The following is a 26523-nucleotide window of genomic DNA, read 5'->3' on the forward strand; positions in this document are numbered from 1 at the left end:
CTGATAGATTAGTGCGAAAGGGCGGAGGTTTCGCCATGATGAAGCTGCTTATAGCCACAACACTGATGGTGCTGACCATCGGCCAAGCGAATGCGATTTCGCGCTATCAAACCATGCGCATGAGCTGCGCGCAGGTGCAGGCGACAGTTAACCGCGAAGGTGCGGTGATTTTGCGCTGGCAATCGCGCAATACGCCTGGCCTGCCGTTATATGGGCGCTATGTCAGTGACCGGCGGTTCTGCAAGCTGGGCGAGGTGACCAGCTTCGAATCCGTGCCGACGGCGGACAATCCGAGTTGCACCGTCAAGCAATGTGTGCAGCCGGATTATGACAATATGCGCTTCTGGCTGCATGATCGCTAGGATTCAGTGGGATTCAGATGAGGCCGGTCTGCAAATGTCGTTTTTCTGCGCTTCCGGTGCTCATGTACGAAAAGTACACTCCGCTCCGGTTCTTGAAAATCACCATTTTCACCGCAGCCTGATCTGAATCCGGGCTGGCGCTGATGGTGGCGCTAAAAAACAAAAGCCGATTGTGCGGGCGGCGGCGGGCCGACCTGCACACCTTCAAGCGACAGCAACATTTCCTTCGTGCGCGAGCCGCCCGGAGCGGAAAAGCCGCCGATCTTGCCGCCAGCGGCGAGAATGCGGTGGCAAGGCACGATGATAGGCACCGGGTTCTGGCCGAGTGCCTGTCCGGTTTGCTGCGCCATTCCCGGATGACCGGCGGCAGTGGCCAGACCGCCATAGGTGGTGGTTTCGCCAAAGCCGAGCTTGCGCGCTGCGTCGTAAATGGCGAGCCGGAAGGCATCCACATCGCCCAGATCGACCGCGACGGCGGAGAAATCCACGGTTTCGCCCGCCGCATAACGCTTAAGCAGGTCAATCGCGCTGGCGATGGACGGCGGGATGGCGTCGGAATCAGCCGGTGAGCCGTGGCGCGACAGCCGTGTTTCTATCGCGGCCTTGCTGCTCTGCGGCGTGCAAAGGCGCGTGATCGCTTCTGCTCGCCACACGATTCCCATCCAGCCCAGCGCCGATTCAAATATATGGTGAGGCATGAGCAAATCCTTCAAACACAAGATTAGCACAGGTTCGACCAAGTACAAAGCATGAACAATTGTAGTTGATTCGAGCGGTTTTGGTAGGCCCGCTGCGACATTTGCGCCACCCGTTTCCTGCAAATGGTTGCCGCAGCCCATCACCTCATGTAAGGGACCGTTAAACATTGGAGATGGGCCCGCTTGCAGCGACTGCGGATTTTCATAGTGCCGGCGTTGCTTGCCGCATGCAGCGGCCTCGCTGGTTGCGCGACGAGCGGCACCAGCACGCCCAATCTGGCCGACGCTGCACCGGCGGTTTTGCCGGACGATCCGGCGTTGCCGGAGGTCGTGGCGTCGCTACCCGAATCCAATCCTGCATTCGCCGGTCTTGACCTCGGACAGCGCAGCCTCGCTGCCGATGTCGAGCAAAGCGCCGCATTGCCGACCGCCTATGCGGGCGGGACGATTAGCAATCCCGACGCGGCGGCAGCCTTGCCGCAACCCGCAACGCCACAGCCGGCCTTGGCGCAGGCAGGTACACCGCCCGTTGTGCTGGCCTCTGCGGATGATGGGTTGGACCCCGGGGGACTGGCGCTGCGGATGCGCCCGATGGCCGTGGAAGCGCCGGACGGAAAGCTTGGGCCGGACGGCACCGTCGCCGCGCGCAGCCCGGAACTCGACAGTCTCATCAAGAGCTACGCCCAGCACTATGAAGTGCCGGAATCGCTGGTGCGCCGCGTGGCAAAGCGCGAAAGCACGCTCAACCCGAAGGCGCGCAACGGCCAGTATTGGGGGCTGATGCAGATCAGCCACGCGACCGCGAAGGGCATGGGCTATGTCGGTACGGCTGCCGGTCTGCTCGATCCTGAGACGAATTTGAAATATGCCGTGCGCTATCTGCGCGGGGCTTACATGGTGGCCAAGGGCAACGAAGACGTTGCCGACCGCCTCTACCAGCGCGGCTATTATTATGACGCCAAGCGCATGGGCCTGCTCGACGAAACCGGGCTAGGCAACGACCGCGGCAAACGCAGCCGGTTTTGAGGCTGGGCTGAGGCAGGGCTGAGAGAAGTTCCGGCATGTCACTTGTTGTGCCGGTATTGCACAGCGCCGCCAGCTGAGGTGCTCGTTTGGTTGAACTGTCGGTCAATCCCACACAAGATGTGGTTTTTAAGGCAAACCCAAAAGCACTATGCTTGAAAGTGGGTGATTAAGAGCCGCATTGTTTGATCTGGGATGAGGCTTCGTGAACGTGATCACTACGCCACCGCCTCAATTGAAATTACTAAGTCATTGATAAAATTTTTGACTAAATCCACGTCGCCGCGAGCGATAGGCCAAGGAGTTCGCGGAACAGTTTGTTGCAAGTCTCCCTCATGAACTATTTTGTGCCTTCTCCCCACGATCAACGATAACTGTGCACGCATATTCTTTGCACGGGACACTTTCGTAGCCTCCGATGCGCCTTGATGTTTAGCAACGTCGTTCCACAATTCGCAGTTTGAGATGATTCTAATTCCTTGAGCGATATCGTCCGGAGCTTGGAATGTAACGCGTTCAAGCCGCGTACGTACCTCTAAGTCAAATGCGCTCGCGGCAAATCAAGGCGTCTTAAAAATACTCCTGCAACCGCCTGACTTCCAAGCTTCCCGCTTTGAGTGCGGCGATTGCCTCTGCTGCGGCGGCGGCGCCGGCGAGTGTCGTGTAGTATGGAACCCTCTGCATCAGCGTTGCGCGGCGCAGTGACTTCGAGTCCGAGACAGCCTTCTGGCCGTCCGTGGTATTGAACACCAGATGCACCTGACGGTTGCGGATGGCGTCTTCAATGTGCGGACGGCCTTCCAGAACCTTGTTGACCTTTTCAGCCGCGACGCCGTGCTCGGCGAGGTAACGCTGCGTGCCACTGGTGGCGAGCACGCGGAAGCCGAGATCTGCAAGACGCTTGATGGCGGGCAATATACCGTTCTTGTCTTCATCGCGCACGGACACAAACACCGTGCCGGAGCGGGGCAGGTCGATGCCGGCGCCTAGCTGGCTCTTTGCGAAGGCCAGCGCGAAATCGGTGTCGAGACCCATGACCTCGCCGGTCGATTTCATTTCTGGCCCGAGCAGAGTGTCCACGCCGGGGAAGCGCGCGAAGGGGAATACGGCTTCCTTTACGGCGATGTGCTTGAGCGCGGTCGCGTCTACCTTCTTGCCGTAATGCGCGAAGGCGGCGTCGAGCGTTTCGCCAGCCATGATGCGGGCGGCGATCTTGGCAATGGGGCGGCCTATGGCCTTGGCAACGAACGGCACCGTGCGGCTGGCGCGCGGGTTCACTTCGAGAACGTAAATCTGGCCGTCCTTGATGGCGAACTGCACGTTCATCAAGCCGCCGACCTTGAGTGCCAATGCCATCGCCTTGGCCTGCCTTTCGAGTTCGGCAACCATTTCGTTGTCGAGCGTATAGGCGGGTAGCGAGCAGGCAGAGTCGCCGGAATGTATGCCCGCTTCTTCAATGTGCTGCATGACGCCCGCGACATAATTCGCGGTGCCATCGGACAGGCAGTCCACGTCAACCTCGATTGCGCCCGACAGATAGGAGTCAAACAGCAGCGGGTTCTTGCCGAGCAAGGTGTTGATCTGGCCGGTCTTGTCATTCGGGTATTTCTGCTTGATGTCTTCAGGCACGAGACCGGGCACGGTGTCCAGCAGATAGGACTGCAACTGGCTTTCGTCGTGTATGATCTGCATGGCGCGGCCACCAAGAACGTAGGACGGGCGCACGACGAGCGGGAAGCCCAGCTCGCTCGCGACGGTGCGCGCCTGCTCAACGGAATAGGCGATGCCGTTCTTCGGCTGGCTGAGGCCGAGCTTGTTGAGCAGCTTCTGGAAGCGGTCGCGGTCTTCCGCCAGGTCGATGGCGTCGGGCGAGGTGCCAAGGATTGGAATGCCCGCCTTTTCAAGCGCGTCTGCGAGCTTGAGCGGGGTCTGGCCGCCAAACTGCACGATGACGCCATGCAGCGTGCCTTTCGCCTGTTCTGCGCGCAGGATTTCCAGCACGTCTTCGGCCGTCAGCGGCTCGAAATACAGGCGGTCCGACGTGTCGTAATCGGTCGATACGGTTTCCGGGTTGCAGTTGATCATGATGGCTTCATAGTCCGCCTCGCGCAGCGCGAAGGCCGCGTGACAGCAGCAATAGTCGAACTCGATGCCCTGACCGATACGGTTCGGACCGCCGCCGAGGATCACGACTTTCTTGCGGTCACTGACTTGTGCCTCGTCGGCCAGTTCGCCCGCGAAGGGAACTTCGTAGGTTGAATACATATAGGCGGTCGGGGAGGCGAATTCGGCGGCGCAGGTGTCTATGCGCTTGTAGACCGGATGCACGTCGAGCTTCTGGCGAACGGCACGCACGGTGTCGGCATCGCTGCCCGTGAGCGAGCCGAGGCGGGCGTCGGAGAAGCCCATCGCTTTCAACATGCGCAGATTGGCGGCATCCTGCGGCAGTCCGTGCTCGCGTATGCGTGCTTCCATCGCGACGATGCCGGAGATCTGTTCGAGGAACCACGGATCTATGCGGCACATCTGGTGCACATCTTCCAGCGAAGTGCCCATGCGTATGGCCTGCGCAACCATGCGCAGGCGGTCGGGCGTGGGCGTGCCGAGCGCGGCGCGTATGGCGTTCTTATCCTCACCTTGGCCGAGGCCGGGGATTTCGATTTCGTCCAGCCCGGTGAGGCCGGTTTCAAGACCGCGAAGGGCCTTTTGCAACGATTCCTGGAAGGTACGGCCAATGGCCATGACTTCGCCCACCGACTTCATGGCAGTGGTAAGCACGGGCTCTGCGCCGGGGAATTTCTCGAAGGCAAAGCGCGGGATCTTGGTGACGACATAGTCGATGGACGGCTCGAAGCTGGCGGGGGTCGCGCCGCCAGTGATGTCGTTTTCCAGTTCGTCCAGCGTGTAGCCGACAGCCAGCTTTGCCGCGATCTTGGCGATGGGGAAGCCGGTGGCCTTGGAAGCGAGCGCGGAGGAACGCGACACGCGCGGGTTCATTTCGATGACGACGAGGCGGCCGTCGGCGGGATTAACCGCGAACTGCACGTTTGAACCGCCCGTTTCGACGCCGATCTCACGCAACACCGCAATCGAGGCGTTGCGCATGACCTGATATTCCTTGTCGGTCAGCGTGAGGGCAGGGGCGACGGTGATCGAATCGCCCGTGTGTACGCCCATCGGATCAATGTTTTCGATGGAGCAGACTATGATGCAATTGTCTGCGGTGTCGCGGACGACCTCCATCTCATATTCTTTCCAGCCGAGAACGCTCTCCTCAATCAGCACTTCGGTGGTTGGTGAGGCGTCCAGACCGGATTGAACGATGTCGAAAAACTCGGCGCGGTTATAGGCGATGCCGCCGCCCGTGCCGCCCAGCGTGAAGGACGGTCGGATAATGGCGGGCAGACCGACATGGTCCAGCGCTTGCGCGGCGACGGCCATCGCGTGCGCCATATAGCGCTGCTTGCGATCTGTCTCGCCAAGGTTCCAGCGGGTTTCGAGCGCGTCCAGCTCGGCGTCGAGATCGGCCGGGCTCGCGGCCTTGAGCTTGGCGCGCTCGGCCTCGTGCATCTTGCGATCGGCGTCCTTTACCTCGGTCGCGTTGGCGAGCATGGAGCGCGGCGTTTCCAGCCCGATCTTGGCCATAGCCTCGCGGAACAGGGCGCGGTCTTCGGCCTTGTCGATAGCGTCAGCGTCTGCGCCGATCATCTCGACATTGTAGCGTTCAAGCACGCCCATGCGGCGCAGGGAGAGCGCTGTATTCAGCGCGGTCTGGCCGCCCATTGTGGGCAGCAGTGCATCAGGGCGTTCGCGCGCGATGATCTTGGCGACAACTTCCGGCGTGATCGGCTCGATATAGGTGGCGTCCGCAAGCTCCGGGTCGGTCATGATGGTGGCCGGATTGGAGTTGACCAGAATGACGCGGTAGCCTTCCTCGCGCAGCGCCTTGCACGCCTGTGTGCCTGAATAATCGAACTCACACGCCTGACCGATGACAATAGGCCCCGCGCCGATGATCAGAATGGACTTGATGTCGGTGCGCTTTGGCATGCAGGTATCCGTCTTGTGAGCTTGCGCGGAAACACGGCGCGGGGAAGGACCGGCCGGCTCGCACGCAACAATATATTGTCAGGCTAGGCGCGCCTTATAGGGTAGGAGTCGCAGCGTGGGAAGGCCGCAAATGCGGTTTTCCATGAATGGTTTGTCGCGCTATTGCGCAGGTTCTTCCGGAATATCTTCCATCGGCGCGTCCTGTATGCCCGCAGTGGCAGGATCCAGCAGATAACGCGCGGGCGCCCAGCCTTGCAGCTTGGGGTCGTCGACATACTGAACCTTGCACCAGTTTATGCCGTTCACATCGGCACAGCCCAGATTGTTCAACATCGCGCCGTTTTCAAAGCGGGCGATGATGAGGCCGCCCGCTGATGCGGTCGCACGCAGGTTTAGCAGGTCATTCGGCGCAACGCCGGTGACTTCAACGACCGGGACGTCAGACACGCTCGCAGCATCCTGCGCGCCCGCCGGGAAAGGCAGGAAAGCCAGGATCAGAAAAGAAAGAGCGCGAAGATTTGTCATGGTGAATCGAGATGCTCAGGATTGCACGCATGATGCGCATAGTGCCAGACCGTTTTTTGGTGGAGGGGTGCCTATTGCATAAAGAAATCGAACAGCAGTTTGATGTTTAGCGCCGCGATGACGAACGCGATGAACATTGCAATCGCTGTGAGCCAGAGCGGGGCGACGAGCGCGCCCATCTTCGACTTTGAGGCGGTGAAGAACACCAGCGGGAACACCGCGAACGATAGCTGGAGCGACAGTACGACCTGCGTGAGGATCAACAGGTGTGCGGTGCCATCGTCGCCGTACCAGATGGTGACGCCTGCCGCCGGGATGATCGCGATGGCGCGCGTGATGAGACGGCGCAGCCACGGCGCGAGGCGGATGTTGAGGAAGCCTTCCATCACGATTTGCCCCGCCAGCGTGGCGGTCACGGTCGAGTTCAACCCGCAGCATAAGAGTGCGATGCCGAACAGGGCAGGGGCGATAGCCGCGCCGAGCAATGGAGACAGCAGCGCGTGAGCCTCGCCGAGTTCAACGATTTGCGTGTTGCCCGTGTTGTGGAACGCGGCGGCGGCAAGGATCAGAATCGATGAGTTGACTAGCAGCGCGAACATGAGCGCGACTGTTGAATCGATGGTGGCGAATTTGAGCGCCTCGCGCTTTTCCTCGACGGAATGGCCGTAAGCGCGGGTCTGCACAATGCCGGAATGCAGGTAGAGATTGTGCGGCATGACGGTAGCGCCAAGAATGCCGAGCGCGAGATAAAGCATCTGCGGATTGGTGACGATCTCGGTGGTGGGCGCGAAGCCGCGAATGACATCACCCCAGTTCGGATCGGCAAGCGCTATCTGGACCGCAAAACATATGGCGATGACGCCAAGCAGGGTGATGATGAAGGCCTCGACCCAGCGGAAGCCGAGCTTCTGCAGATAAAGAATGAGGAACACGTCAAGCGCGGTGATAATGACGCCAATTTCCAGCGGCAGACCGAACAACAGGTTCAGACCGATTGCCGTGCCGATGACTTCGGCAATATCAGTGGCGACTATGGCGATTTCCGCAAGCAACCAGAGCATGAGCGATACGGGAAGCGGATAGGCATCGCGGCAGGCTTGCGCCAGATCGCGGCCCGAACCGATGGCGAGGCGCGCGCACAGAGCCTGCAGGATGATGGCCATGATGTTGGACACCAGAGCGACGACCAGCAGGATATATCCAAACTGGGCACCGCCCGCGATGGAGGTCGCCCAATTGCCGGGGTCCATATAGCCGACCGCCACCAGATAGCCCGGGCCAAAGAAGGCAAGCGCGCGTTTCCAGCTTGGACCTTGTCGCGAGACGGCGACTGTGCCGTGGACATCTGACAACGAGGCGTCGCCGCGCGGCTTTATCCAGCCTCGCAGATCGTCATTCGGCGGACCAACCCCGGCATCCATTATGTGAACCTAAAACCGCAATTGCAAATCATTCGCAACTATATCCAATTGCGAACCGTTTGCAAGAGACGCGGAACTGGATCGCGCCAATTTCGTTAGTTCGGGCCGCAGATGGTTTGCGGCGGGCAGGAGACACGCAATGAAAAGCGCCAGCAAGACACAAACCGCAGCAGGCAAGGCATCTGCTTCCGGGCTGAAACGCAGCACGCAAAAAGAAGAACGCAAGGTGGAGGCCGAGACAGGCAAACCACTGAAAAAAGGCGAAAAGCGCTTTGAAGAGAGGTCGAAAAGCTCTGACGGAAAAAGCGCGGGTGCGAAGCAAAAATAGCGAATTCTTGAACCGTTGATTGCTTTCCAATTCGCCCATCGCGGGATCAGAAAGGTTGTGACTTCAATCAACGATTGCGATAACAATTCTGGCTGAAGGGCTTGCGCGGCCTCCATTGAGCGCCGCAGTGAATGAGGGATTTCATATGGAATGGAGAGGTCGACGCCAGAGCGATAATGTCGAAGACGTTCGCGGGCAGGGCGGCGGATTTGGAATGCCGGGCGGCGGCGGTCGCTTTAGAATTCCGATAGGCGGCGGTGCTGGCGGCGGAGGTCTGTCAGGCATCATTATTCTTGTCGTGCTGTTCTTTGCGCTGCGCGCTTGCGGCATCGATCCGATTCAGGTGCTGACGGGTGGCGGCGGCTCTTTCGCGCCCGGCCAGATGACCGAGGAAACAAATGGCAATCAGCCTGCGGCGTCTGATGAGATGAAGCAGTTTGTTTCGACCGTTCTGGCCGAAACGGAAGACACATGGAGCGGCATCTTCAAGGCCGAGGGCGAGACATATACGGACCCGAAGCTGGTTCTGTTCAGCGGTCAGGTTCGTTCAGCTTGCGGATTTGCGTCGGCGGCGTCCGGGCCGTTCTACTGCCCGAACGATCAGAAGGTCTATCTAGATACAGCATTTTTCGATCAGCTTTCGCGGCAGTTCGGAGCGTCGGGCGATTTTGCGCAAGCCTATGTGATTGCGCATGAGATCGGCCACCACGTGCAGAATCTCACCGGCGTGTTGCCGAAGTTCAACGAGATGCGGCAGAGCATGAGCGAGGCGGAAGCCAATCAGATGTCCGTCCGCGTGGAGTTGCAGGCAGATTGCTTCGCAGGCGTCTGGGGTCACTACACCGCGCAGAAGGGCATTCTGGAAAAGGGTGATCCGGAAGAGGCGCTGAACGCCGCGCAGCAGATCGGTGACGATACGTTGCAGAAGCGGATGCAGGGCTATGTCGTGCCGGAAAGCTTCAATCACGGCACCTCGCAACAGCGCCAGACATGGTTCGCTCGCGGGTTCAACAGCGGCAAACTTTCGGATTGCGATACGTTTAATAATCCAGTGTGAGGTTGGTGCTGCCTTCCGACGCTAATCACGATTGGTCGTAGATCCTAGGGACAAGCCCTTGGATGACGGGATTAATGGTCGCGTGATATGCCGGTTAGCGTGGTATATGAACGCAGCAAGGCTGGCCCCGCCTCTCATCCGACCCTTCGACGTAAACGGGGCGAAGGAAGAATGGTTGGCTTAGCGCTCGGCGAGTGCAGGTTCGCCCCGGCGCGCGCGGATGAGGTTAGCGAAGCGGCGGAAGAGATAGTGCGAATCCTGCGGTCCCGGCGAAGCTTCCGGGTGGTGCTGGACGGAGAAGACCGGCTTGCCGGTGATTGCCAGTCCGCAGTTTGAACCGTCGAACAGCGAAATATGAGTCTCTTCAATGCCTTCCGGCAGAGACTTCGAATCTACCGCGAAGCCGTGGTTCATCGAGACGATCTCGACCTTGCCGGTCGTGTGATCTTTTACAGGATGGTTTGCGCCATGATGGCCCTGATGCATCTTTTCGGTTTTGCCGCCCACGGCCAGCGCCAGCATCTGATGCCCAAGACAAATGCCGAAGATGGGCAGGTCGGTCTTGAGCAGGTTCTGGATGACCGGCACGGCATATTCGCCGGTAGCCTCCGGGTCGCCCGGACCGTTTGACAGGAATACGCCATCCGGCTGCATCGCAAGAATGTCGTCGGCGCTGGTGGTTGCCGGCACGACTGTGACCTTTGCGCCAAGACCCGCGAGCAGGCGTAGAATGTTGCGCTTTACACCATAGTCCACCGCAACGACATGCATGGTGGGAGCGTCCTGTTCGCCATAACCCTCGTTCCATGCCCACGGCGTTTCGTTCCAGCTCGATGTCTGGCCGGACGTGACTTCCTTGGCAAGATCGAGCCCGACCAGGCCCGACCAGGCAGCGGCCTGACGCTTCAAATCCTCGACGTCGAACTTGCCATCAGGCGAATAGGCGATTGCCGCGTTTGGCGCACCGTTGCGACGGATAGCGGCGGTGAGTGCGCGGGTATCGACGCCACTGATGGCGATGATGCCGCGACGCTTGAGCCACTGGTCGAAATGCGCGTGTGCGCGATAATTCGACGGATCGGTGATTGCAGCCTTGAACACCGCACCGACAGCGCCCGCGCGTGCGGCCGGGTTCAGATCTTCAATGTCTTCCTCATTCGTGCCGACATTGCCGATGTGCGGGAAGGTGAAGGTGACAATCTGGCCCGCATAGGACGGGTCGGTCATAATTTCCTGATAGCCGGTCAGCGACGTGTTGAAGCAAACTTCGGCAACCGTGCTGCCTGTCGCGCCGAGGCCGCGCCCCTCAATCACGGTGCCATCTGCGAGCACCAATAGCGCGGTCGGCTTTTCGGTTGTCCAGGGAGCGGTGGCCATCGTCGTCATTCCTGTTCCGGCGCGGAGTTTCACTTGCAAGTGGAAGTGCGAAGCGCCATATCACGCAGCGAAACGCGGGCGACACCCGATGGCGCGCCTGCAAAAGCTGCTTTAATCCTGCAAGGCGCGGAAAATAGGTCAAGGACTGGTGCGGGTCAATCGGCTGACATCAGTTTCCCTGATTTATTTTCTCCAATGAAAACAATCGTTTGTAAGAACGGGACATTGCCTTGAGGTTTGCGCGCGGCTATCGTTGGAAAAGATGACAGGAGTTTTTATCATGCGCGACCAGATCGCCCAGGCGCTCAAGGCCGCCCTCAAATCGCAGGATAAGCGCCGCACCGGCACATTGCGGCTCATTCAGGCTGCCATTCAAGATCGAGATATTGCACATCGCGGCGCGGGCAAAGACCCGGTGGCCGATGAGGAGATTCTGCAAATCCTGAGCAAGATGATGAAGCAGCGCGAGGAATCCGCGAAAGCCTTCGAGGACGGTGGACGCACCGAACTCGCGGCGCAGGAGCGCGACGAAATCGCTATCATCAGGGATTTTCTGCCCAAGCAGCTTGGCGATGAAGCCGTGCATCAGGCGTGCCGTCAGGCGATTGCCGAGACCGGCGCCGATGGACTGCGCGACATGGGCCGCTGCATGGCCGTGCTCAAGGAGAAGTATCCGGGGCAGATGGATTTTAGCAAAGCCAGCGGTCTTGTGAAAGATATGCTGAAGTAAGGCGACGGGCGGTGGTTACGGCTGCCGCCCGATCGTCATTCTCGGGCTTGTCCCGAGAATCTAGTGTCGTCTGCAAGTGTATGATTTCAGGCGTTAATCGCGATGGTCGCAGATCCTAGGGACAAGCCCTAGGATGACGGGAGCTATTGGGCCAAGCCGTGGGATGGCGGGAGCTATTCGTCATTCTCGGGCTTGTCCCGAGAATCTAGTGTCGTCTGCAGGTGTATGATTTCAGGCGTTAATCGCGATGGTCGCAGATCCTAGGGACAAGCCCTAGGATGACGGGAACTATTGGGACAAGCCGTTGGATGGCGGGAGCTATTGGGACAAGCCGTGAGATGGCGGGAGCTATTGGGACAAGCCGTGGGATGACGGGAGCTATTGGGACAAGCCCTAGTGAGGGAAAGCTCAACTAGCTTTCAATCGCGAGCCGCCGAGCATTCCAAGCTCTTCCAACACCGGATAGGCCATCGAGGCCAGCAGGGAATTAATCTGCTTGAGGTCGAGGATGGTATCGAGATGGATCGTGCTTGTCTCGACGCTCTTAGCTGTGCCTTCGCGCAGGCGATTGAAATGGCTGGTGTTGGCGCGCTTTTCGAGGTCGCGAAGACGGTCCTTCTCATGCACAAGTTGGCGCGCGGACTCGCCATCGCGCGAGACGAGAATGTTGAAGGCGAGGCGCGCATTCGCAAGCACAGATGCGTGAAAATCGCGTAGTTCTTTCCAGCCTTCCGGCGTGAACTCCAATCCGCGTTCGGCTTTCTTGCGAACGTGGACCAGCAGGTTGCGCACGATGATGTCGCCTACCTGCTCAAGCTTGACGCAAGCGCCGAGCAATTCCTGACAGCGCAGCATTTCGTCTTGCGACAGATTGCGCGTGGTGAGCTTGGCCAGATAGAGCTTGATCGCCTGATGTTTGCGGTCGACGCGGTCGTCGAGTGCTGCCAGGGCCTTTATGCCATCTTCGTCGGGGTTCTCATAAAGCTCGAAAACCTTTTGCAGCATGATCTCGACCAGTTCGCAGAGCCGGACGACTTCGCGCGTGGCGTTACCCAGGGCCTGCATCGGCGTATCGAGCGCGGCTTCGTTCAGAACGCTCAACTCGATTACTGCCGGATCGTCGGCGCTGGTTTTTACGCCTGACGTCGCGATGCGCTCGGCAATGCGATAGACACCCGAGGCAACGACGATGCCAACAATCGCCAGCCCAATGTTGAAGGCAATGTGCCAGTTGAGCATGGCGGAGGTGGGCGTGGCGCCCAGTTGATCGAATGGCGGCTTGAACAACATGATGACAATGAGCGCGAAGATGGCGCCCGCGCCACGCATGAGGAGATTGCCAATTGGCACGATGCGCGAGCGAGGCGGCGAGGCGCGCGACAGCATGACCGCGATAATCGCGCCGCCGATGTTTGCTCCGAGGACGAGCACTACGCCAAGGTCCAGCGGAATGAGATGGCGCTGCGCCAGCGCGGCAAACAGCAAGATTGCCGCGACGCTGGAGTGAAACAGCCACGTCATGATGGCGGCGACGATGAAGGCCGTGATTGGATCGCCGGCGAGATACTGCACGATGACCGGAAGCAGTGCGCTGTCGCGGAGCGGCTCTGAGGCTTCGCCGATAAGGCGAAGCGAGAGGATCAACAGACCGATGCCGATGAGGATGCGCCCGATTTGGAGCAGATTGCGCTTTTCAGTCGCCATGAAAAGCGCAGTGCCGGCCACGAGGCAGAGCGGCGATAGAAAGCTGAGATTGAAGCTGAGTAGCTTGGCGACGAGCGCTGACCCGACATCCGCGCCAAGTGCGGCCAGCAAGCCCGAAGCACCGCCGACAATGCCCGACCCGACAAACGCGCCGACGATCAGGGCGACAGCCGTTGCACTTTGCAGGCAGATGGCCAGCACACCGCCTGCACCCACGGCAAGGAACGGATTTTTCAGAATGCCCCGCAGGCGATGGCGCAACAGATCGCCGTAGGCACGCTCAACGCCGGTGCGAACCATGCGCGTGGCGAACAGCAAGAGCGCAACCGCGCCTGCCAGATGAACAAGAACGATAGAGCCGCTCATGGTTGCTCCGGAGGGGTAAATGGGCGCACGACATGCATGGGGTTCGGTAGGTCAGGAATCATGATTAGCCAATAGATAGCATATTAGCCGGGTAATATTCCATTCGGGTTAAAGGTGTAGGTTTAGAGCCGCTTAAGTGGGTGGTCCAGATCGGTATCCAGAGATCGTGGGATTATCGTTAACATTGCGAATTCATTACATAATTGTAATTTCTCCGTTCAGTTTCAGTTCAGGTGGGCTGCTTAGGTTTTCAGGTGTCAACAACGCGGAGAACCTCCCATGAAACGCATTTTTCTCTCAGCTCTCGCCGCGGTTATGCTTTCGGCGACCGCGATGACAGCGCAGGCCGCACCAGTGCGCAACAGCGATGCGCAGATATTGGTGCAGAACGGCAAGAATGGCCCAGTCGTAAAGCGGAAGGTCACTCGGGAAGTCATGCGCAAAGACCGTTTCGGTCGCAATGTGGTGGTGAAACGCACCACGACCACGCGTTGGGTGCGCGGACATCGGCTGCCAAACTGGCAGCGCCAGAGGGTCGTGCGCGACTATCATTATTATGGGCTGCGCCGTCCCGGAGCCGGTCAGCACTGGGTGCGCGTCAATAATGATTATCTGCTGATTGCAGCAGGGACCGGGATTATCGCGAGCGTGATCGCCGCGAACTGATTGCCGCGCTGCGGGTGTGCATAGGGTGCACATCCGCATGGCGCGGGCGCGGGCAACAGTCTAAGTAAGACTCATGCGCTTTTCGCCAACCTTCCTCGATGAGATACGCGACCGGGTGCCGATTTCTTCGGTGATCGGCACGCGCGTGTCATGGGACAGGCGCAAAACCAACGCTTCGCGGGGCGATTGGTGGGCGTGCTGTCCCTTTCACGGTGAGAAGTCACCCAGCTTTCACTGCGAGGACAAGAAGGGACGCTATCACTGCTTCGGCTGCGGTGTTACCGGCGACCACTTCCGGTTTTTGACCGAACTGGATGGCATGAGCTTTCCCGAGGCGGTCGAGAAAATTGCCGACATGGCAGGCGTGCCGATGCCGGTGCGCGACGCGCAGGAGGAACGGCGCGAGCGCGAACGCGCCAGCCTGCACGATGTCATGGAACTGGCGACGGTGTTTTTCGAGGAGCGGTTGCAGTCTGCTGATGGGGCGCGGGCGCGGGCCTATCTGCGCGAGCGCGGGCTGACCCCAGCCACACAGAAGGCGTTTCGGCTTGGCTTTGCACCGGAAAGCCGCAATGCGCTGAAAGAGCATCTGGCCTCCAAAGGCGTGGCGAAAGAACAGATCGAAGCGTGCGGGCTGGTTCGCCACGGCGACGATATTCCGGTTTCGTATGATTATTTCCGCGACCGCATCATGTTTCCGATCCCGGATTCGCGCGGGCGGATCATCGCGTTTGGCGGCCGGGCCATGTCCGCCGATGCGCTTGCTAAATATATGAACTCGCCGGAGACGGAACTCTTTCACAAGGGCAACGTGCTTTATAATTTTGCGCGGGCGCGGCGGTCGTTGCAAAAGGGCGGCGCGGTTATCCAGGTCGAAGGCTATATGGACGTTATCGCGCTGGCGCAGGCGGGGTTTGACAATGCCGTCGCGCCGCTGGGTACGGCGCTAACCGAAAACCAGCTTGAGCTTTTGTGGCGAATGTCGCCGGAGCCGATCCTGTGTTTTGACGGCGATCAGGCGGGGTTGAAAGCGGCCTGGCGCGCAGCCGATCTGGCGCTGCCCGCCATTCAGCCGGGCAGGTCCGTGCGGTTCGCGCTGATGCCGGAAGGGCAGGACCCCGACGATCTGGTGAAAGCGGAGGGTGCCGAAGGTTTTCGCAAGGTGCTGGCAGACGCAAGACCGCTGGCGGATTTGCTCTGGATGCGCGAAACGGCAGGTGGTGTTTTTGAAACGCCGGAGCGCCGGGCCGAGCTGGAAAAGACGCTGCGCGAACTGACCGGGCGCATTCGCGACGAAAGCGTGCGCTTTCACTATCAGCAGGAAATGCGCGAACGGGTGCAGACCTTTTTCGGCTCGCGGCGCGATGGCGGGCGGCGTGACCAGCAGGGAAACCGCGGTGGCGGTGCCGGATGGCAGGGCCGCGGTGGTTTCAATCAAAACGGCAGGACGCAAGCGGGCAGGCTCGCCGTCTCCGAAAGTCTCGCGCGCACGGCTCTGGTGAAGCGCGCGGGCGGCGTCATGCCCTTGCGCGAGGCCGTCATGGTGGTGACGCTGGTCAACCATCCCATGCTGGCGGAAGAGTTTTTCGATGAGGTGGAAGCGCTCGACCTGTCGCACAAGGAATTGCGGCATGTGCTGGCGGTGCTGATCGATGTGCTGGCGCATCAGGCCGGTCACGACCGCGCCGCCGTGCTTGCGGCAATCGACGCTGGCGGGCTCGGCTCAGTCTGGGAGCGAGGTTTCGAACACGTGAACCGCGCCGGACATTGGCCCGCAATGGAACAGGCCGCGCTGGATGATGCGCGCGAGGCGTTCTTGCAGGCGCTGCAATTGCACAAGGGCGCGCGCACTATTCAATCTGAACTCAAAGCCGCCGAAGTCGCACTCGCAACCGAGCCGACCGAGGAAAACTATCGCCACCTCGTCGAAGTGCAGGCCCAGTTTCGTGACTTGCAAGCCGCGGAAGCCCTGATCGAAGGGTTTGGGGTGTTATCCGGTCGCGTCGACCGGAGTTGAGGGTTTCGAGTTTCGAATGAGTGCGGGCTGCGAATGGCGCTTTTCTGCGTCTCCAGTGCCCATGTACTATAAGTACACTGCGCTGCGGTTCTCGAAAATCACCATTCTCGCCGCGCGCTGATCCGAAACCACGCTGAGTCCTTCAGATGGGGCGGACTGGGAAGCTGAATCTGGAAAATTCGCGCTGCCCCTCACTTGGGGGGCCAAATCCGTCAATTGATTCGCTTTTTTAACGCGAATCATGCGAGAGCGCTTGACCTTACGCCGGAATAGCGGAATCAGGACGATTCGAGGGATCATTTGAGGCTTGCAGCACGTTGTGATGGACGGAACGCCGCAATCCCTGCGCGAATTGGGCTCTGGACGAATTAGGGGACACTCCCCACATAGTGGACGCTGAAGAGGCAACGCGGGCAATGCGCACCGATCGAAGCCAAGCAATTGCCAAGGTGATGGATTGACAACTGGCCGGCCAACGGGCCGCCGCAGGAAGATTAAAGCATGGCGAATAAAGTGACCAAAGAAAAGGAAGAGGCGGAGACCGAGCGCGAGGGCGCGACCGATGGTCCGTTGCTCGACCTTTCCGATGATGCCGTCAAGAAGATGATAAAGGCCGCCAAGAAGCGCGGCTATGTTACTATGGACGAGCTGAATTCGGTGCTGCCTTCCGAGGAAGTTTCTCCCGACCAGATTGAAGACACCATGGCCATGCTCTCCGACATGGGCATCAACGTCGTGGAAGAGGACGAAGCCGCCGAACAGGAAGACAACACCGACGCCGAGGAAGAAGCCAACGAACTGGCCGAACAGACCGGCACGGCAGTTGCCGCTGTTGCAAAGAAAGAGCCGACCGACCGCACGGACGACCCGGTGCGCATGTATCTGCGCGAAATGGGCTCGGTGGAGCTTTTGTCTCGCGAAGGCGAAATCGCCATCGCCAAGCGCATCGAGGCTGGCCGCGAAACGATGATCGCTGGGCTCTGCGAAAGCCCGCTGACCTTCCAGGCCATCATCATCTGGCGCGACGATTTGAATGAAGGCAAGGGCCTTCTGCGCGACATTATCGACCTTGAAGCGACCTATGCAGGGCCGGAAGCCAAGCAGGCGCCCGTGATCGAGCGCACGGAAGAACTGGAAAAGCCGAAAGAGCCGATGCGCCCCGGCGCCCGCCGCTCACGCGAGGACGAAGACGACATTACCAATGTCGGCGGCGAAAGTAATATCGAGGAAGAAGAGGACGAGGAAGACGAAAGCAATCTTTCGCTGGCGGCCATGGAAGCAGAGCTTCGCCCGCAGGTGATGGAAACGCTCGACCTCATCGCCGACACCTATAAGAAGCTGCGCAAGCTGCAGGACCAGCAGGTTGAAAACCGGCTTGCGGCAACGGGTACGCTTTCGCCAAGCCAGGATCGACGCGCGAAAGAACTCAAGGACAAGCTTATCAAAGCGGTCAAGTCGCTGTCGCTCAATCAGGCGCGCATCGAGTCGCTCGTCGAGCAGCTTTATGACATTTCGAAGCGACTGACCCAGAATGAAGGCAAGCTGCTGCGTCTGGCGGAAAGCCACGGCGTGCGGCGCGAGGAATTCCTGAAAGAATATCAGGGTTCCGAGCTTGACCCGAACTGGATGAAGTCGATCTCGAACCTTTCCGGCAAAGGCTGGAAGGAGTTTACGAAGAACGAGAAAGACACGATCCGCGAAATTCGTGCGGAGATTCAGAACCTTGCAACCGAAACCGCGATTTCCATCGCGGAGTTCCGCAAGATCGTGAACCAGGTGCAGAAGGGCGAGCGCGAGGCGGCAATCGCCAAGAAGGAAATGGTGGAGGCCAATCTACGCCTCGTTATTTCCATCGCCAAGAAGTACACCAACCGTGGGTTGCAGTTCCTTGACCTCATTCAGGAAGGCAATATCGGCCTGATGAAGGCGGTCGATAAGTTCGAATATCGGCGCGGCTACAAGTTCTCGACCTACGCGACGTGGTGGATCCGGCAGGCGATTACGCGTTCGATTGCCGATCAGGCGCGCACGATCCGTATTCCGGTGCACATGATCGAAACGATCAACAAGATCGTTCGTACATCGCGCCAGATGCTGCATGAAATCGGTCGCGAGCCGACGCCGGAAGAGCTGGCCGAAAAGCTGGCCATGCCGCTGGAAAAAGTGCGCAAGGTGCTGAAGATTGCCAAGGAGCCGATCTCGCTCGAAACGCCGGTTGGCGACGAGGAAGATTCACACCTGGGCGATTTCATCGAAGACAAGATGGCGATCCTGCCAATCGACGCGGCGATTCAGGCGAATTTGCGCGAGACTACAACGCGCGTGCTGGCTTCGCTGACGCCGCGCGAGGAGCGCGTTTTGCGTATGCGCTTCGGCATCGGCATGAACACCGACCACACGCTTGAAGAAGTGGGCCAGCAGTTCTCGGTTACGCGCGAACGTATCCGCCAGATCGAGGCGAAGGCGCTACGGAAGCTGAAGCATCCGAGCCGGTCGCGAAAGCTGCGCAGCTTCCTCGACAGCTAAGATCAAGGCCGCCTTCGGGCGGCCTTTTTCGTTGGTAGTGCTATTGCGTCGAGGAGATATGCGCGTGTCGCCAGAATTTCTGCTCACTACACTCATCATCGTGGCTTCGCCGGGAACGGGCGTGGTTTATACACTTGCAGCCGGGCTTTCGCGCGGTGCTCGGGCAAGCATCCTGGCTGCCTTTGCCTGCACCTTGGGAATTGTTCCACATTTGATAGCGGCGCTGACTGGATTGGCCGCGCTGCTTCACACCAGCGCACTGCTTTTTGAGATCGTGAAATACGCCGGTGTTGCCTATTTGCTCTACATGGCGTGGAGCGCATTGCGGGAAAATGGCTCGCTAAAGGTGGAAGCCGGCCAAGACAAGCGCAGCGTTTCGCAGGTTTTGGTGGACGGCATCCTTATCAACCTGCTCAACCCCAAACTGTCGATCTTCTTCGTCGCGTTTCTTCCGCAATTCATGCAGCCGGGCGAGCCGCATCTGCTGCTGAGAATGCTGGAGCTTTCCGGAGTTTTCATGCTCGTGACGTTTGTGATCTTCGCAATTTACGGGATATTTGCGGCCACGATGCGAGCGCGTGTTACGAGCAGCCCCACGGTCATGGACTGGTTGCGTCGAGCATTTGCGGTTTCGTTTGTGGCGCTTGGCGCAAAGTTGGCGCTTACGGAGCGCTGAGTTTCAGTTTGCGAAAAAAGACGATGCCGGGGAGGGAGGTCAACCCCGGCATCGTCATGGCGCCACCCTCTCAGGCACGGGTGGCAGCCGACCTGCTCTTGCGCCTTAGCGCAATTTCTCTCGCTCGCTTGAGTTCGACCAAACGACGGCGCTTACGCTGAAGCGTGAAACGCGTGACGGCCAGCCTGCTTTCCAAATCCGCGACGCGCAGGTGGAGCGCGTCCTCCTCTTTTTCCAGATCTTTTATGGCCTCATCGACATAAGCGGCGAGAACTTGCGCGCCCGTTCGCCGCGCCAGCCTTGCGCGGTTTTCGAGATCGGATAGCCGCCCGCTGCAAGCTCGCAGGCTCTTTTGCTCGATGCGCAGATGCAGTTTCAGCCAGTCCAGCGTCTGCTTGATTTCGCGGCACTTGGCTCGCGTATCGGCCAGATGCCGGTCGATCAATTCGAGGGTCACTTCTCCGCTCATGGGTGCTTCGGCGGAAAACGCCTCTCCCGTTATCAAAAACAATGTGCTGTTGGTCATGTTCGGCTCCCTTTGCGGGATGCGCTGCCGGCGAGAGGAATGCAGTGGCCCGTTCGCGCGCCCGCCAGCGCTCGTTCCACCGATCTGATTTTCACCAGTTAAATCCTCTCGCCGGACCCCGCTGCCCCGCGCCCTGAAATCAATTCTTTTGTTTTATCTCAGCTTGATCGCCCTGACCGGCGGTATGCCCCCGCCCACGCGCCGGCCAGGGTCGATCAATGCCGCCCGCTAATCAAAACAATCTGCCGGGTCGGTGATTTTGCCGCTTTGAAGAAGTTCGTGCATCTCGCCCTCCCGTGTGCCTTGAACGTTGTTCATATGAACACCATAGCACTATTTGAACGCTGTTCAAGCCCTATTTTGAACGATGTTCAACTTTTTTCATTTTTTAATGCGTATAGGGCGTGTTGCCCAAAAGACGAATGGCAGGGATGAATGAATCATGTTCAAAAAACTTGAACTGCGTTCACATTTGTGCCTGAATCATGCTGCAATGCGAGGGAAGTTCGCGGCGTGGCCGCAGTTGTATAGTTGGAGGATCTACAGGAATGGCGCTTGACAAGGACGAAGTAAGCTCCCGCGTTCTGGATATTGCCGAGGACCTTCTGAATGAGGGCGGGGCGATCAATCTCAAGGCGCGCACGATCGCCGAAAAGGCGGGAATTGCCGTTGGGTCGATTTACAACCTGTATGGCGATCTGGATGGGCTACACCTTGCCGTAAATTTCCGTCTGCTCGACCGGCTTTCGCGCGCCGGCATGGAAACAATGACGCAAATGCAGTCGTCGCGCGTTCTGGACACCAAGGGCCGATTGCTCGCTCTCGCGCGGACCTATCTGGAATATGTCGCGGCGCATCCGCATAGCTGGGCGGCACTGTTGGCGTTCAGCCCTGCGCGAATCGACGCTGCGCGCCGAGAAGACTATATAGGGCGGCTCGATGGACTTTTCGGAATCATCACCAAGGTGCTGATGGACGACAAGAAACTGGCGCTCGATGAAGAGGAGTGCGTGCTGAACGCGCGCATCCTATGGTCGAGCGTGCATGGTATCGTCACCAGTGGGGTGAGCAGCCGCGCGAGTGGAAACCCTGAAGTCGAGACATGGCGTCAGGTGGACCATCTTGTAACGGTTTATCTGGCCGGACTGGAACGCCATCCGGGACGTTTGACCCACTAGATTTTAGATCGCCCATAGGGCGGGAGGAATAATGTCGTTTTTCAAGAAGCTGTTCGGCGGTGGCGGTGAATCCGCAGCAAGCGAGCCGAAAGTTGCAGGCGAAGCCGAACATCGCGGCTTTATTATCAAGGCAACGCCATTCAAGCACGACGGGCAATATCAGACCTGTGGTGTGATTTCCAAAGAGATCGGCGGGGAAATGAAGGAGCATCGTTTCATTCGCGCGGATCGCTTTGCGGGTCTGGACGATGTCGTGCAACTGACGCTCAGCAAAGGTCGGCAGATTATTGATGAGCAGGGCGAGCGGTTGTTCGGGTGAGGGGCAGCGCAGACATCGCGAGGCTGGGGCGAAGGGGCCAGAAGCGCTGAGTGCTCAAGCGGTAATCGCGAGCGTTCGTTTGGGTAGGGTTCTGAAAAATCAGACAAAATAAAGCCGCCCTCTCTCCTAGGCCATAGGGAGAAGGCGGCGGGTTCAACGCCCTGAGCCAATTCGAGGCGTTGAACGTTGTTTGTGCGCTTTAGGCAGCGGCGGTTGCGAGCGGCTTTTCGGTAACCTGCTCAACCAGCGCATCGATCTGCTTTTCAGCCTTGGCGAGCGCAGCCTTGACCGCATCTTCGCCCATGCCCAAGCCTTCGACGCGAATAACTTCGACATCGGTCATGCCGTTAAAGCCGAGCACACCCTTGAGGTAAGGCACGGCGAAATCCATGACGGCGGCAGGGCCTTCCGAATAAACGCCGCCGGAAGCGAGCACGACGTAAACGTTCTTGCCCTTGACCAGACCCTGCGGGCCATTTGGCCCGTAAGCAAAGGTGCGGCCCGAACGCGAGATATGGTCAATCCACGACTTCAGCGTCGAGGAGATCGAGAAGTTGATGAGACCGGTGGCGAGCACGATGTAGTCGGCGGCAAACAGTTCATCCACGGCGGTGTCTGAAAGGCTGACAACCTTGGCTTGAGCCGGGGTGCGCGATTCTGCGGGGGTATAGATGCCGGTGGCATAATCTGGCTCGATGTGCGGGAGGGGGTTCTTAACCAGATCACGCACGGTCAAGGTGCTGCCAGGATTTGCTGCCTGCAGCTTGCCAGCAAGTTCATTTGCAACGCGGGTGGACTGCGAGGAGTCACCACGCGGGCTGGAAGTAATGAGAAGGATATTCGACATTTTCTTGGCTCCGATTTGCGGCGTTGGGAGAACGCCTGAATTTCGAAACACTAGATAGGGATGGACATCTATTCAAAAAATTGGGAAAATATCTATCTATCATATCCAATAAGTGGATAAGTCATGCAGGCAAACCCAACACTCGACCAATTGCAGGTGTTTCTGGCGGTCGCGGAAACCGGGAGTTTTTCCGCAGCTGCGCGACGGCTCAATCGTGCGCAATCGGTTATCAGCTACACGATTTCCAACCTGGAAGCGCAACTGGAAATGTCGCTTTTCGAGCGCGAAGGCACGCGTGAGCCGCGCCTGACGCCGGAGGGCAAGGCGATGTTGCCTGATGCGCGGCGCATGATTGCGGTGCTGAACGATATGCGTTCACGCGCGGAGGGCATGAAGCTTGGGCTTGAAGCTGAATTGTCAATCGCCGTGGATGTGTCTCTGCCTTCGCCGTCACTTGTGGAAACGCTGAAGGGCTTTGAGCGCCAGTTTCCGTCTGTAGCGCTGAAGCTCAATGTCGGCGCGCTGGGCGTGGTGTGGGATCAGTTGCTGAACCGCAACTGCGATATTGGTTTTGGCGGGCAGTTGATAGGCAAGACGGATGAGCTTGTTTCCATCCGGGTTGGCGATGCGAGCATGATACCAGTCGCGGCGCCAGACCACCCGCTGGCAGTGTATAAGGGCAGAGTGCCGCTATCCGTGGTGCGCGAAAACATCCAGCTCGTCATTTCCGATGTATCCCGGATGACGGAAGGCAAGGATTTCGGCGTGTTTGCTTATCGGACGTGGCGCATGACGGATACGTCTACCAAGCGCGAGCTGATCCTTTCGGGCATGGGGTGGGGCGGACTGCCGACATGGATGGTTTCTGACGACATCAGCGCAGGCAGGCTTAAAGCGCTCGACCTTGAGCCATACCCGGTGCGGCCTTACGCGCTGTTTGCATTCCACCGTGCCGATTCGATGCCCGGTCCAGCAGCAACCTGGCTGATCGAACGGTTCAAGGAAGAACTACCGAAGGTTTGCAATGTCATGAGGCGGCCGCACCTCGCCGGCTTGCAGGTAGCAGAAGACCCTCTATGAGCGCGGCAAGCGCCTGCGCATAGTCGGCGGCGCTGCCGCCTGCTTCGATGGCGAGCGCAGCGCGGTCAAACGCGGCGGAAAGCAGCGCAGCGATGGCGTCGATGCTTAAATTTGGCGAGATCGCTTTTTCCCGGATTCCATAGGCGATGCCAGCGCGCAACGTGCGACCACTGTGGCGAGCGTCGATCTCGTCCATTTCCGCGCGCCCGAGAACGGCAGGACCATCGAGAAGGAGCAGACGCGTGCGGCCCGGCGCGGCCATGACGCGCAAGAAGGCGTCACCGCCTTGAATGAGCGCATCGCGCAGACTGAGATTTTCAGGCGCTGCTTGTTCGATTGCTTCCGCGACGAGTTGCGCTTCCTGCTCACATACGGCGCGGAACAGCGCTTTCTTGTCTTCAAAGTGATGATAGAGCGCGCCGCGCGTGACACCTGCGGCCTCGACGATCTCCGGCGTGGCGGTGTCGGCATATCCTTTGGCAGTGAAAAGATGCCGCGCGGCGGCGATCAATTGGCCCCGCGTTTGCTCCGTGCGCTCACGATTTGAGCGGCGCTCGATTTTTTCTTGCATACATGCAGCCTGTATGTTAATTAATATTTACATGCAGATTGTATGTAAATGTGCGGAGAAAGAAAAGCCATGAAAACGACGAGCTACTATCCGGTGCTTATGGTTGACGATGTTGCTGCCACGGCTGCGTTCTATGTCGAGCACTTTCGCCTTGAGCCGCTGTTTGAGAGCGATTGGTATGTGCATCTGCGCTCCTGCGAGGACAAGAAGGTGAATCTTGGTGTAGTGAGGTACGACCACCCGACAGTCCCCGCTGAGGGCAGGGCGAAGACTCAGGGTCTGCTGATCAACTTCGAGGTGCGCGATGTCGATGCTGTGCACGAAAGGCTGGAGGCTGCGGGGCTGCCGATGCTGGTTTCGCTGCGAGACGAGGACTTCGGCCAGCGGCACTTCATTACCGAAGACCCCAACGGCGTTCTGATCGACGTTATCAAGCCGATTCCGCCAAGCGACGCGTTTCTTGCGCAGTTCGCACCCGAAGCAGTGGGGAAATAGCGGGCGAGGGAAAGTGTGCGGGCGAGCGCCCGCACACCAATGTTTCGCCTAGTTTGCGCTTGCGACCGGCGCAACAAGCGGCGTGATGCGGCGGATCGCAACACGGCGGTTTTCACGCTCCGGCTCTTGCGTGCGCACCTTCAGGTAGCGTTCGCCATAGCCCTGCGTGGCGAGGTTTTCGGGCGGAATGCCGAACACATTGCTCAATGCATCGGCCACCGATTCCGCGCGACGGTCTGACAGCGCGAGGTTGGCGACATCTGTGCCAACCGCGTCGGTGTGGCCTTCGATAAGGAAGGTTTCTGCCGGGTTTGCCTTGAGCAGCCGTTCCATCGCCGTTGCTACGCCTTCAAGACGGGTGATTTCGCTTTCGGGGATCGATGCCTTGCCGAAATCGAATGTGATGGTGTCGAGGTCGATGCGCCGCGTCTTGTCGCGAATGCGTGCCGACCGCTTCACTTCATCCACCGAATAGAGGCGCTCGACGCGCTCCACCGGCGGCTCGCTGAGGAAGTCGTAATAATCTTCCGGCGCGCGTGCTCGTTCGGCATCGAAAATATACTCGTCAGCCGGGATGCCAAGCTCCATTGGCGGCAGATCGTCGCCCGGATCGCGCCATTCGCGGTCTGGGCTGAGGTTTTCATCCTGCGCGTAGACCAGCACATATTCGCGGCCATCGGGCGTGATGCGCGAGCGCTTGATCACATCGCCATAGCGGTTGCGGATGGTGACCACCTGAACGCCGTTTTCGCGCTCGATGATCTCACGCGTGCGGCCGCCGGGAAGATCCTCGTAGTAAACGTCGCGCGCGCCGCGTCCGAGGCGCTGGCGGTCATCACTTTCGACGACATTCTGACCACCGAAATTGAGAATGATGCGGTCGCCCATCTGGCGCACGACATCAGCGCCCTGCGGTCGTTCCTGACGCAGCACATCCGGTGCGGCCGCGCGACGCTTGCCGCGTTCACGCGTGAGCGGGACGATCTCCTGCGGCTGGAGAGCTTCCTGCGCTGCGCGGTCGTTAGCCGGTGGCGGACCTGAGGGCGCTGCCGGAGGTGGCGCCTCGGCGTTGTCCTGACGCTGTTGCTTGCGCGGGCGAGCATGTTCGTCGCCCGATTTCTGGCTGTCGAGAAGCGGCGCTTCCGCGCCATCATTCGGAGCCTGTGCTGGCTGCTCGGCGCGCGGTTGAGGCGCTGGCTGCTCAGGCTGTGGTTCAGGTGCGGGTTGCGGTTCGACAGCAGGATTTGGCTGCTGTGCATCTGGTGCGGGCGCGGGCTCTTCCGCTGGCGCTTGCGGAGCAGGCTCGGCCGCAGGCTCTTCTGCCGGCGCTTGCGGAGCTGGCTCAGCTTGATCGGCAGGCGCAGGCACTTGTTCAACCTGCTTTCGCTGCTTGCGCTTGGGTGGGGCCTTGGGCTGTTGGTCTGGCTCAGCAGCGGGCTGCTGCGCTTCCGGTTTAGGCGCAGCTTCAGGCTCCGGTGCCGGTTCTTGCGGCTGTGCCTTTTGTTCTGGTGCTGGCGCAGGCTCGGGAGCGGGTTGAGGTTCGGCCTGTGGTGCAGGCTCCGGCGCAGGCTCCGGTTCAGGGGCTGGCGCTGGCGCGGCTTCTGGCTCTGGGGCAGGTGCAGCCTCGGGCTCAGGCGCGGGCGCCGGCTCGGCTGGTGGCTGTGCTTCGGCATCTGGCGCGGCCTCGGCCGGAGCCTTGCGCTTTTGTTGCGGCTGCTGGGCGCAGTCTTCGCCCTCCGCGCATTCGGCTTGCGCCAGCACGATTGCAGCGCGCGATTGCTGCGGCATCGTCGCCTTGCTGAATTGGCCCGGCATTGCGTAAGTCGATGTCGACGTCATCAAAAGTGCGAACGCGCCGCTCGCGAAAAAAATTGGCGTATGCTTCATCATTATTCCTCCGGTCTGTATGTCCGTCGATGTGCGAATCGTTGACGGATCATAAAGTTCCCTTCGCGGGCTGGTTGACCGCTTAACGAGGCAA

23 protein-coding genes are annotated in these 26523 nt (G+C 59.4%); 13 read left to right on the forward strand and 10 right to left on the reverse strand.

What is annotated here, in order from left to right; translation table 11 throughout:
• Positions 1-35: 35 nt before the first annotated feature.
• Positions 36-362, forward strand: coding sequence for a hypothetical protein (locus DY251_RS11180; protein WP_245415925.1), 327 nt, complete (start codon positions 36-38; stop codon positions 360-362).
• A gap of 152 nt (positions 363-514) precedes the next feature.
• On the opposite strand, the gene DY251_RS11185 is transcribed toward DY251_RS11180, so the two are convergent.
• The gene (locus tag DY251_RS11185) at positions 515-1060 is read right to left on the reverse strand and encodes a methylated-DNA--[protein]-cysteine S-methyltransferase (RefSeq protein WP_116624060.1); all 546 of its coding nucleotides are present in this window, start codon (positions 1058-1060) and stop codon (positions 515-517) included.
• Between the two features lie 183 nt (positions 1061-1243).
• On the opposite strand from DY251_RS11185, the gene DY251_RS21925 reads away from it, so the two are divergent.
• Positions 1244-2086: a transglycosylase SLT domain-containing protein gene (locus DY251_RS21925; RefSeq protein WP_342633565.1), complete on the forward strand. Its 843-nt coding sequence runs from the start codon at positions 1244-1246 to the stop codon at positions 2084-2086.
• Positions 2087-2653: 567 nt separating this feature from the next.
• Here the strand turns inward: DY251_RS21925 and carB are convergent.
• The 3 genes from carB to DY251_RS11205 all read right to left on the reverse strand — a co-directional run bounded on the left by carB (position 2654) and on the right by DY251_RS11205 (position 8079).
• Positions 2654-6133, reverse strand: a complete 3480-nt coding sequence (carB, locus tag DY251_RS11195; RefSeq protein WP_116623981.1) for a carbamoyl-phosphate synthase large subunit — start codon at positions 6131-6133, stop codon at positions 2654-2656.
• A gap of 159 nt (positions 6134-6292) precedes the next feature.
• Entirely contained in the window at positions 6293-6658 is a 366-nt protein-coding gene (locus tag DY251_RS11200) for an SH3 domain-containing protein (RefSeq protein ID WP_116623982.1), read from the reverse strand.
• A gap of 71 nt (positions 6659-6729) precedes the next feature.
• A complete protein-coding gene (locus tag DY251_RS11205) occupies positions 6730-8079 on the reverse strand; it encodes an Nramp family divalent metal transporter (protein ID WP_116623983.1) in 1350 nt (449 codons plus the stop codon).
• Between the two features lie 139 nt (positions 8080-8218).
• On the opposite strand from DY251_RS11205, the gene DY251_RS21760 reads away from it, so the two are divergent.
• On the forward strand, positions 8219-8407 hold the full coding sequence (locus DY251_RS21760; protein ID WP_116623984.1) for a hypothetical protein: 189 nt from the start codon (positions 8219-8221) through the stop codon (positions 8405-8407).
• 145 nt (positions 8408-8552) lie between these two features.
• Complete coding sequence (gene ypfJ, locus DY251_RS11215) at positions 8553-9464, forward strand: KPN_02809 family neutral zinc metallopeptidase (protein WP_116623985.1); 912 nt, start codon at positions 8553-8555, stop codon at positions 9462-9464.
• A gap of 180 nt (positions 9465-9644) precedes the next feature.
• Here the strand turns inward: ypfJ and carA are convergent, their stop codons facing one another.
• Positions 9645-10841 (reverse strand): glutamine-hydrolyzing carbamoyl-phosphate synthase small subunit, encoded by a 1197-nt coding sequence (gene carA, locus DY251_RS11220; RefSeq protein WP_425373294.1) that lies wholly within the window; start codon positions 10839-10841, stop codon positions 9645-9647.
• Positions 10842-11121: 280 nt separating this feature from the next.
• Between carA and DY251_RS11225 the strand changes: the two genes are divergently transcribed.
• Positions 11122-11571, forward strand: coding sequence for a GatB/YqeY domain-containing protein (locus DY251_RS11225; protein WP_116624062.1), 450 nt, complete (start codon positions 11122-11124; stop codon positions 11569-11571).
• A gap of 408 nt (positions 11572-11979) precedes the next feature.
• On the opposite strand, the gene DY251_RS11230 is transcribed toward DY251_RS11225, so the two are convergent.
• The gene (locus DY251_RS11230) at positions 11980-13641 is read right to left on the reverse strand and encodes a Na/Pi cotransporter family protein (protein ID WP_116623987.1); all 1662 of its coding nucleotides are present in this window, start codon (positions 13639-13641) and stop codon (positions 11980-11982) included.
• A gap of 279 nt (positions 13642-13920) precedes the next feature.
• On the opposite strand from DY251_RS11230, the gene DY251_RS11235 reads away from it, so the two are divergent.
• The 4 genes from DY251_RS11235 (at position 13921) to DY251_RS11255 (ending at position 19526) form a co-directional block, all read left to right on the forward strand.
• The gene (locus DY251_RS11235) at positions 13921-14307 is read left to right on the forward strand and encodes an RcnB family protein (protein WP_116623988.1); all 387 of its coding nucleotides are present in this window, start codon (positions 13921-13923) and stop codon (positions 14305-14307) included.
• 73 nt (positions 14308-14380) lie between these two features.
• Positions 14381-16324: a DNA primase gene (gene dnaG / locus DY251_RS11240; RefSeq protein WP_116623989.1), complete on the forward strand. Its 1944-nt coding sequence runs from the start codon at positions 14381-14383 to the stop codon at positions 16322-16324.
• Between the two features lie 501 nt (positions 16325-16825).
• Positions 16826-18850, forward strand: coding sequence for an RNA polymerase sigma factor RpoD (rpoD, locus tag DY251_RS11250; protein WP_116623991.1), 2025 nt, complete (start codon positions 16826-16828; stop codon positions 18848-18850).
• A 64-nt stretch (positions 18851-18914) separates the two neighbouring features.
• Complete coding sequence (locus tag DY251_RS11255) at positions 18915-19526, forward strand: LysE family translocator (RefSeq protein ID WP_116624063.1); 612 nt, start codon at positions 18915-18917, stop codon at positions 19524-19526.
• 70 nt (positions 19527-19596) lie between these two features.
• Here the strand turns inward: DY251_RS11255 and DY251_RS11260 are convergent, their stop codons facing one another.
• Positions 19597-20052: a hypothetical protein gene (locus DY251_RS11260; protein WP_147307436.1), complete on the reverse strand. Its 456-nt coding sequence runs from the start codon at positions 20050-20052 to the stop codon at positions 19597-19599.
• A 548-nt stretch (positions 20053-20600) separates the two neighbouring features.
• Between DY251_RS11260 and DY251_RS11265 the strand changes: the two genes are divergently transcribed.
• Positions 20601-21230 (forward strand): TetR/AcrR family transcriptional regulator, encoded by a 630-nt coding sequence (locus DY251_RS11265; RefSeq protein ID WP_116623993.1) that lies wholly within the window; start codon positions 20601-20603, stop codon positions 21228-21230.
• 31 nt (positions 21231-21261) lie between these two features.
• Positions 21262-21549 carry an HlyU family transcriptional regulator gene (locus DY251_RS11270; RefSeq protein ID WP_116623994.1) on the forward strand — a complete coding sequence of 96 codons (288 nt, stop codon included), beginning with the start codon at positions 21262-21264 and terminating at the stop codon, positions 21547-21549.
• Between the two features lie 199 nt (positions 21550-21748).
• Here DY251_RS11270 and DY251_RS11275 read toward each other — a convergent pair whose 3' ends face one another.
• On the reverse strand, positions 21749-22396 hold the full coding sequence (locus DY251_RS11275; protein WP_116623995.1) for an FMN-dependent NADH-azoreductase: 648 nt from the start codon (positions 22394-22396) through the stop codon (positions 21749-21751).
• 123 nt (positions 22397-22519) lie between these two features.
• Between DY251_RS11275 and DY251_RS11280 the strand changes: the two genes are divergently transcribed.
• On the forward strand, positions 22520-23476 hold the full coding sequence (locus DY251_RS11280) for a LysR family transcriptional regulator (protein ID WP_116623996.1): 957 nt from the start codon (positions 22520-22522) through the stop codon (positions 23474-23476).
• On the opposite strand, the gene DY251_RS11285 is transcribed toward DY251_RS11280, so the two are convergent.
• Positions 23424-24047, reverse strand: a complete 624-nt coding sequence (locus DY251_RS11285) for a TetR/AcrR family transcriptional regulator (protein WP_116623997.1) — start codon at positions 24045-24047, stop codon at positions 23424-23426. The genes DY251_RS11280 and DY251_RS11285 overlap by 53 nt on opposite strands.
• Positions 24048-24116: 69 nt before the next feature.
• Here DY251_RS11285 and DY251_RS11290 point away from each other — a divergent pair, with 69 nt between their 5' ends.
• Positions 24117-24542, forward strand: coding sequence for a VOC family protein (locus tag DY251_RS11290; protein ID WP_116623998.1), 426 nt, complete (start codon positions 24117-24119; stop codon positions 24540-24542).
• 48 nt (positions 24543-24590) lie between these two features.
• Here the strand turns inward: DY251_RS11290 and DY251_RS11295 are convergent, their stop codons facing one another.
• Positions 24591-26432, reverse strand: a complete 1842-nt coding sequence (locus DY251_RS11295) for an OmpA family protein (RefSeq protein WP_245415926.1) — start codon at positions 26430-26432, stop codon at positions 24591-24593.
• Positions 26433-26523 lie beyond the last annotated feature (91 nt).

Source organism: Mesorhizobium denitrificans (genome assembly GCF_003403035.1).
Classification (GTDB): Bacteria; Pseudomonadota; Alphaproteobacteria; order Rhizobiales; family Rhizobiaceae; genus Mesorhizobium_G; species Mesorhizobium_G denitrificans.

Excerpts from the sequence above, each read along its gene's own strand:
- DY251_RS11205 (WP_116623983.1), bottom strand. The coding sequence starts at position 8,079 with ATGGATGCCGGGGTTGGTCCGCCGAATGACGATCTGCGAGGCTGGATA.
- DY251_RS11295 (WP_245415926.1), bottom strand. The coding sequence starts at position 26,432 with ATGATGAAGCATACGCCAATTTTTTTCGCGAGCGGCGCGTTCGCACTT.
- DY251_RS11280 (WP_116623996.1), top strand. The coding sequence starts at position 22,520 with ATGCAGGCAAACCCAACACTCGACCAATTGCAGGTGTTTCTGGCGGTC.
- DY251_RS11185 (WP_116624060.1), bottom strand. The coding sequence starts at position 1,060 with ATGCCTCACCATATATTTGAATCGGCGCTGGGCTGGATGGGAATCGTG.
- DY251_RS11285 (WP_116623997.1), bottom strand. The coding sequence starts at position 24,047 with ATGCAAGAAAAAATCGAGCGCCGCTCAAATCGTGAGCGCACGGAGCAA.
- DY251_RS11290 (WP_116623998.1), top strand. The coding sequence starts at position 24,117 with ATGAAAACGACGAGCTACTATCCGGTGCTTATGGTTGACGATGTTGCT.
- DY251_RS21760 (WP_116623984.1), top strand. The coding sequence starts at position 8,219 with ATGAAAAGCGCCAGCAAGACACAAACCGCAGCAGGCAAGGCATCTGCT.
- ypfJ (WP_116623985.1), top strand. The coding sequence starts at position 8,553 with ATGGAATGGAGAGGTCGACGCCAGAGCGATAATGTCGAAGACGTTCGC.
- DY251_RS11270 (WP_116623994.1), top strand. The coding sequence starts at position 21,262 with ATGTCGTTTTTCAAGAAGCTGTTCGGCGGTGGCGGTGAATCCGCAGCA.
- carA (WP_425373294.1), bottom strand. The coding sequence starts at position 10,841 with ATGGCCACCGCTCCCTGGACAACCGAAAAGCCGACCGCGCTATTGGTG.
- DY251_RS11200 (WP_116623982.1), bottom strand. The coding sequence starts at position 6,658 with ATGACAAATCTTCGCGCTCTTTCTTTTCTGATCCTGGCTTTCCTGCCT.
- DY251_RS11260 (WP_147307436.1), bottom strand. The coding sequence starts at position 20,052 with ATGACCAACAGCACATTGTTTTTGATAACGGGAGAGGCGTTTTCCGCC.
- dnaG (WP_116623989.1), top strand. The coding sequence starts at position 14,381 with ATGCGCTTTTCGCCAACCTTCCTCGATGAGATACGCGACCGGGTGCCG.
- DY251_RS11230 (WP_116623987.1), bottom strand. The coding sequence starts at position 13,641 with ATGAGCGGCTCTATCGTTCTTGTTCATCTGGCAGGCGCGGTTGCGCTC.
- DY251_RS11225 (WP_116624062.1), top strand. The coding sequence starts at position 11,122 with ATGCGCGACCAGATCGCCCAGGCGCTCAAGGCCGCCCTCAAATCGCAG.
- DY251_RS11235 (WP_116623988.1), top strand. The coding sequence starts at position 13,921 with ATGAAACGCATTTTTCTCTCAGCTCTCGCCGCGGTTATGCTTTCGGCG.
- DY251_RS11275 (WP_116623995.1), bottom strand. The coding sequence starts at position 22,396 with ATGTCGAATATCCTTCTCATTACTTCCAGCCCGCGTGGTGACTCCTCG.
- carB (WP_116623981.1), bottom strand. The coding sequence starts at position 6,133 with ATGCCAAAGCGCACCGACATCAAGTCCATTCTGATCATCGGCGCGGGG.
- DY251_RS11265 (WP_116623993.1), top strand. The coding sequence starts at position 20,601 with ATGGCGCTTGACAAGGACGAAGTAAGCTCCCGCGTTCTGGATATTGCC.
- rpoD (WP_116623991.1), top strand. The coding sequence starts at position 16,826 with ATGGCGAATAAAGTGACCAAAGAAAAGGAAGAGGCGGAGACCGAGCGC.
- DY251_RS11180 (WP_245415925.1), top strand. The coding sequence starts at position 36 with ATGATGAAGCTGCTTATAGCCACAACACTGATGGTGCTGACCATCGGC.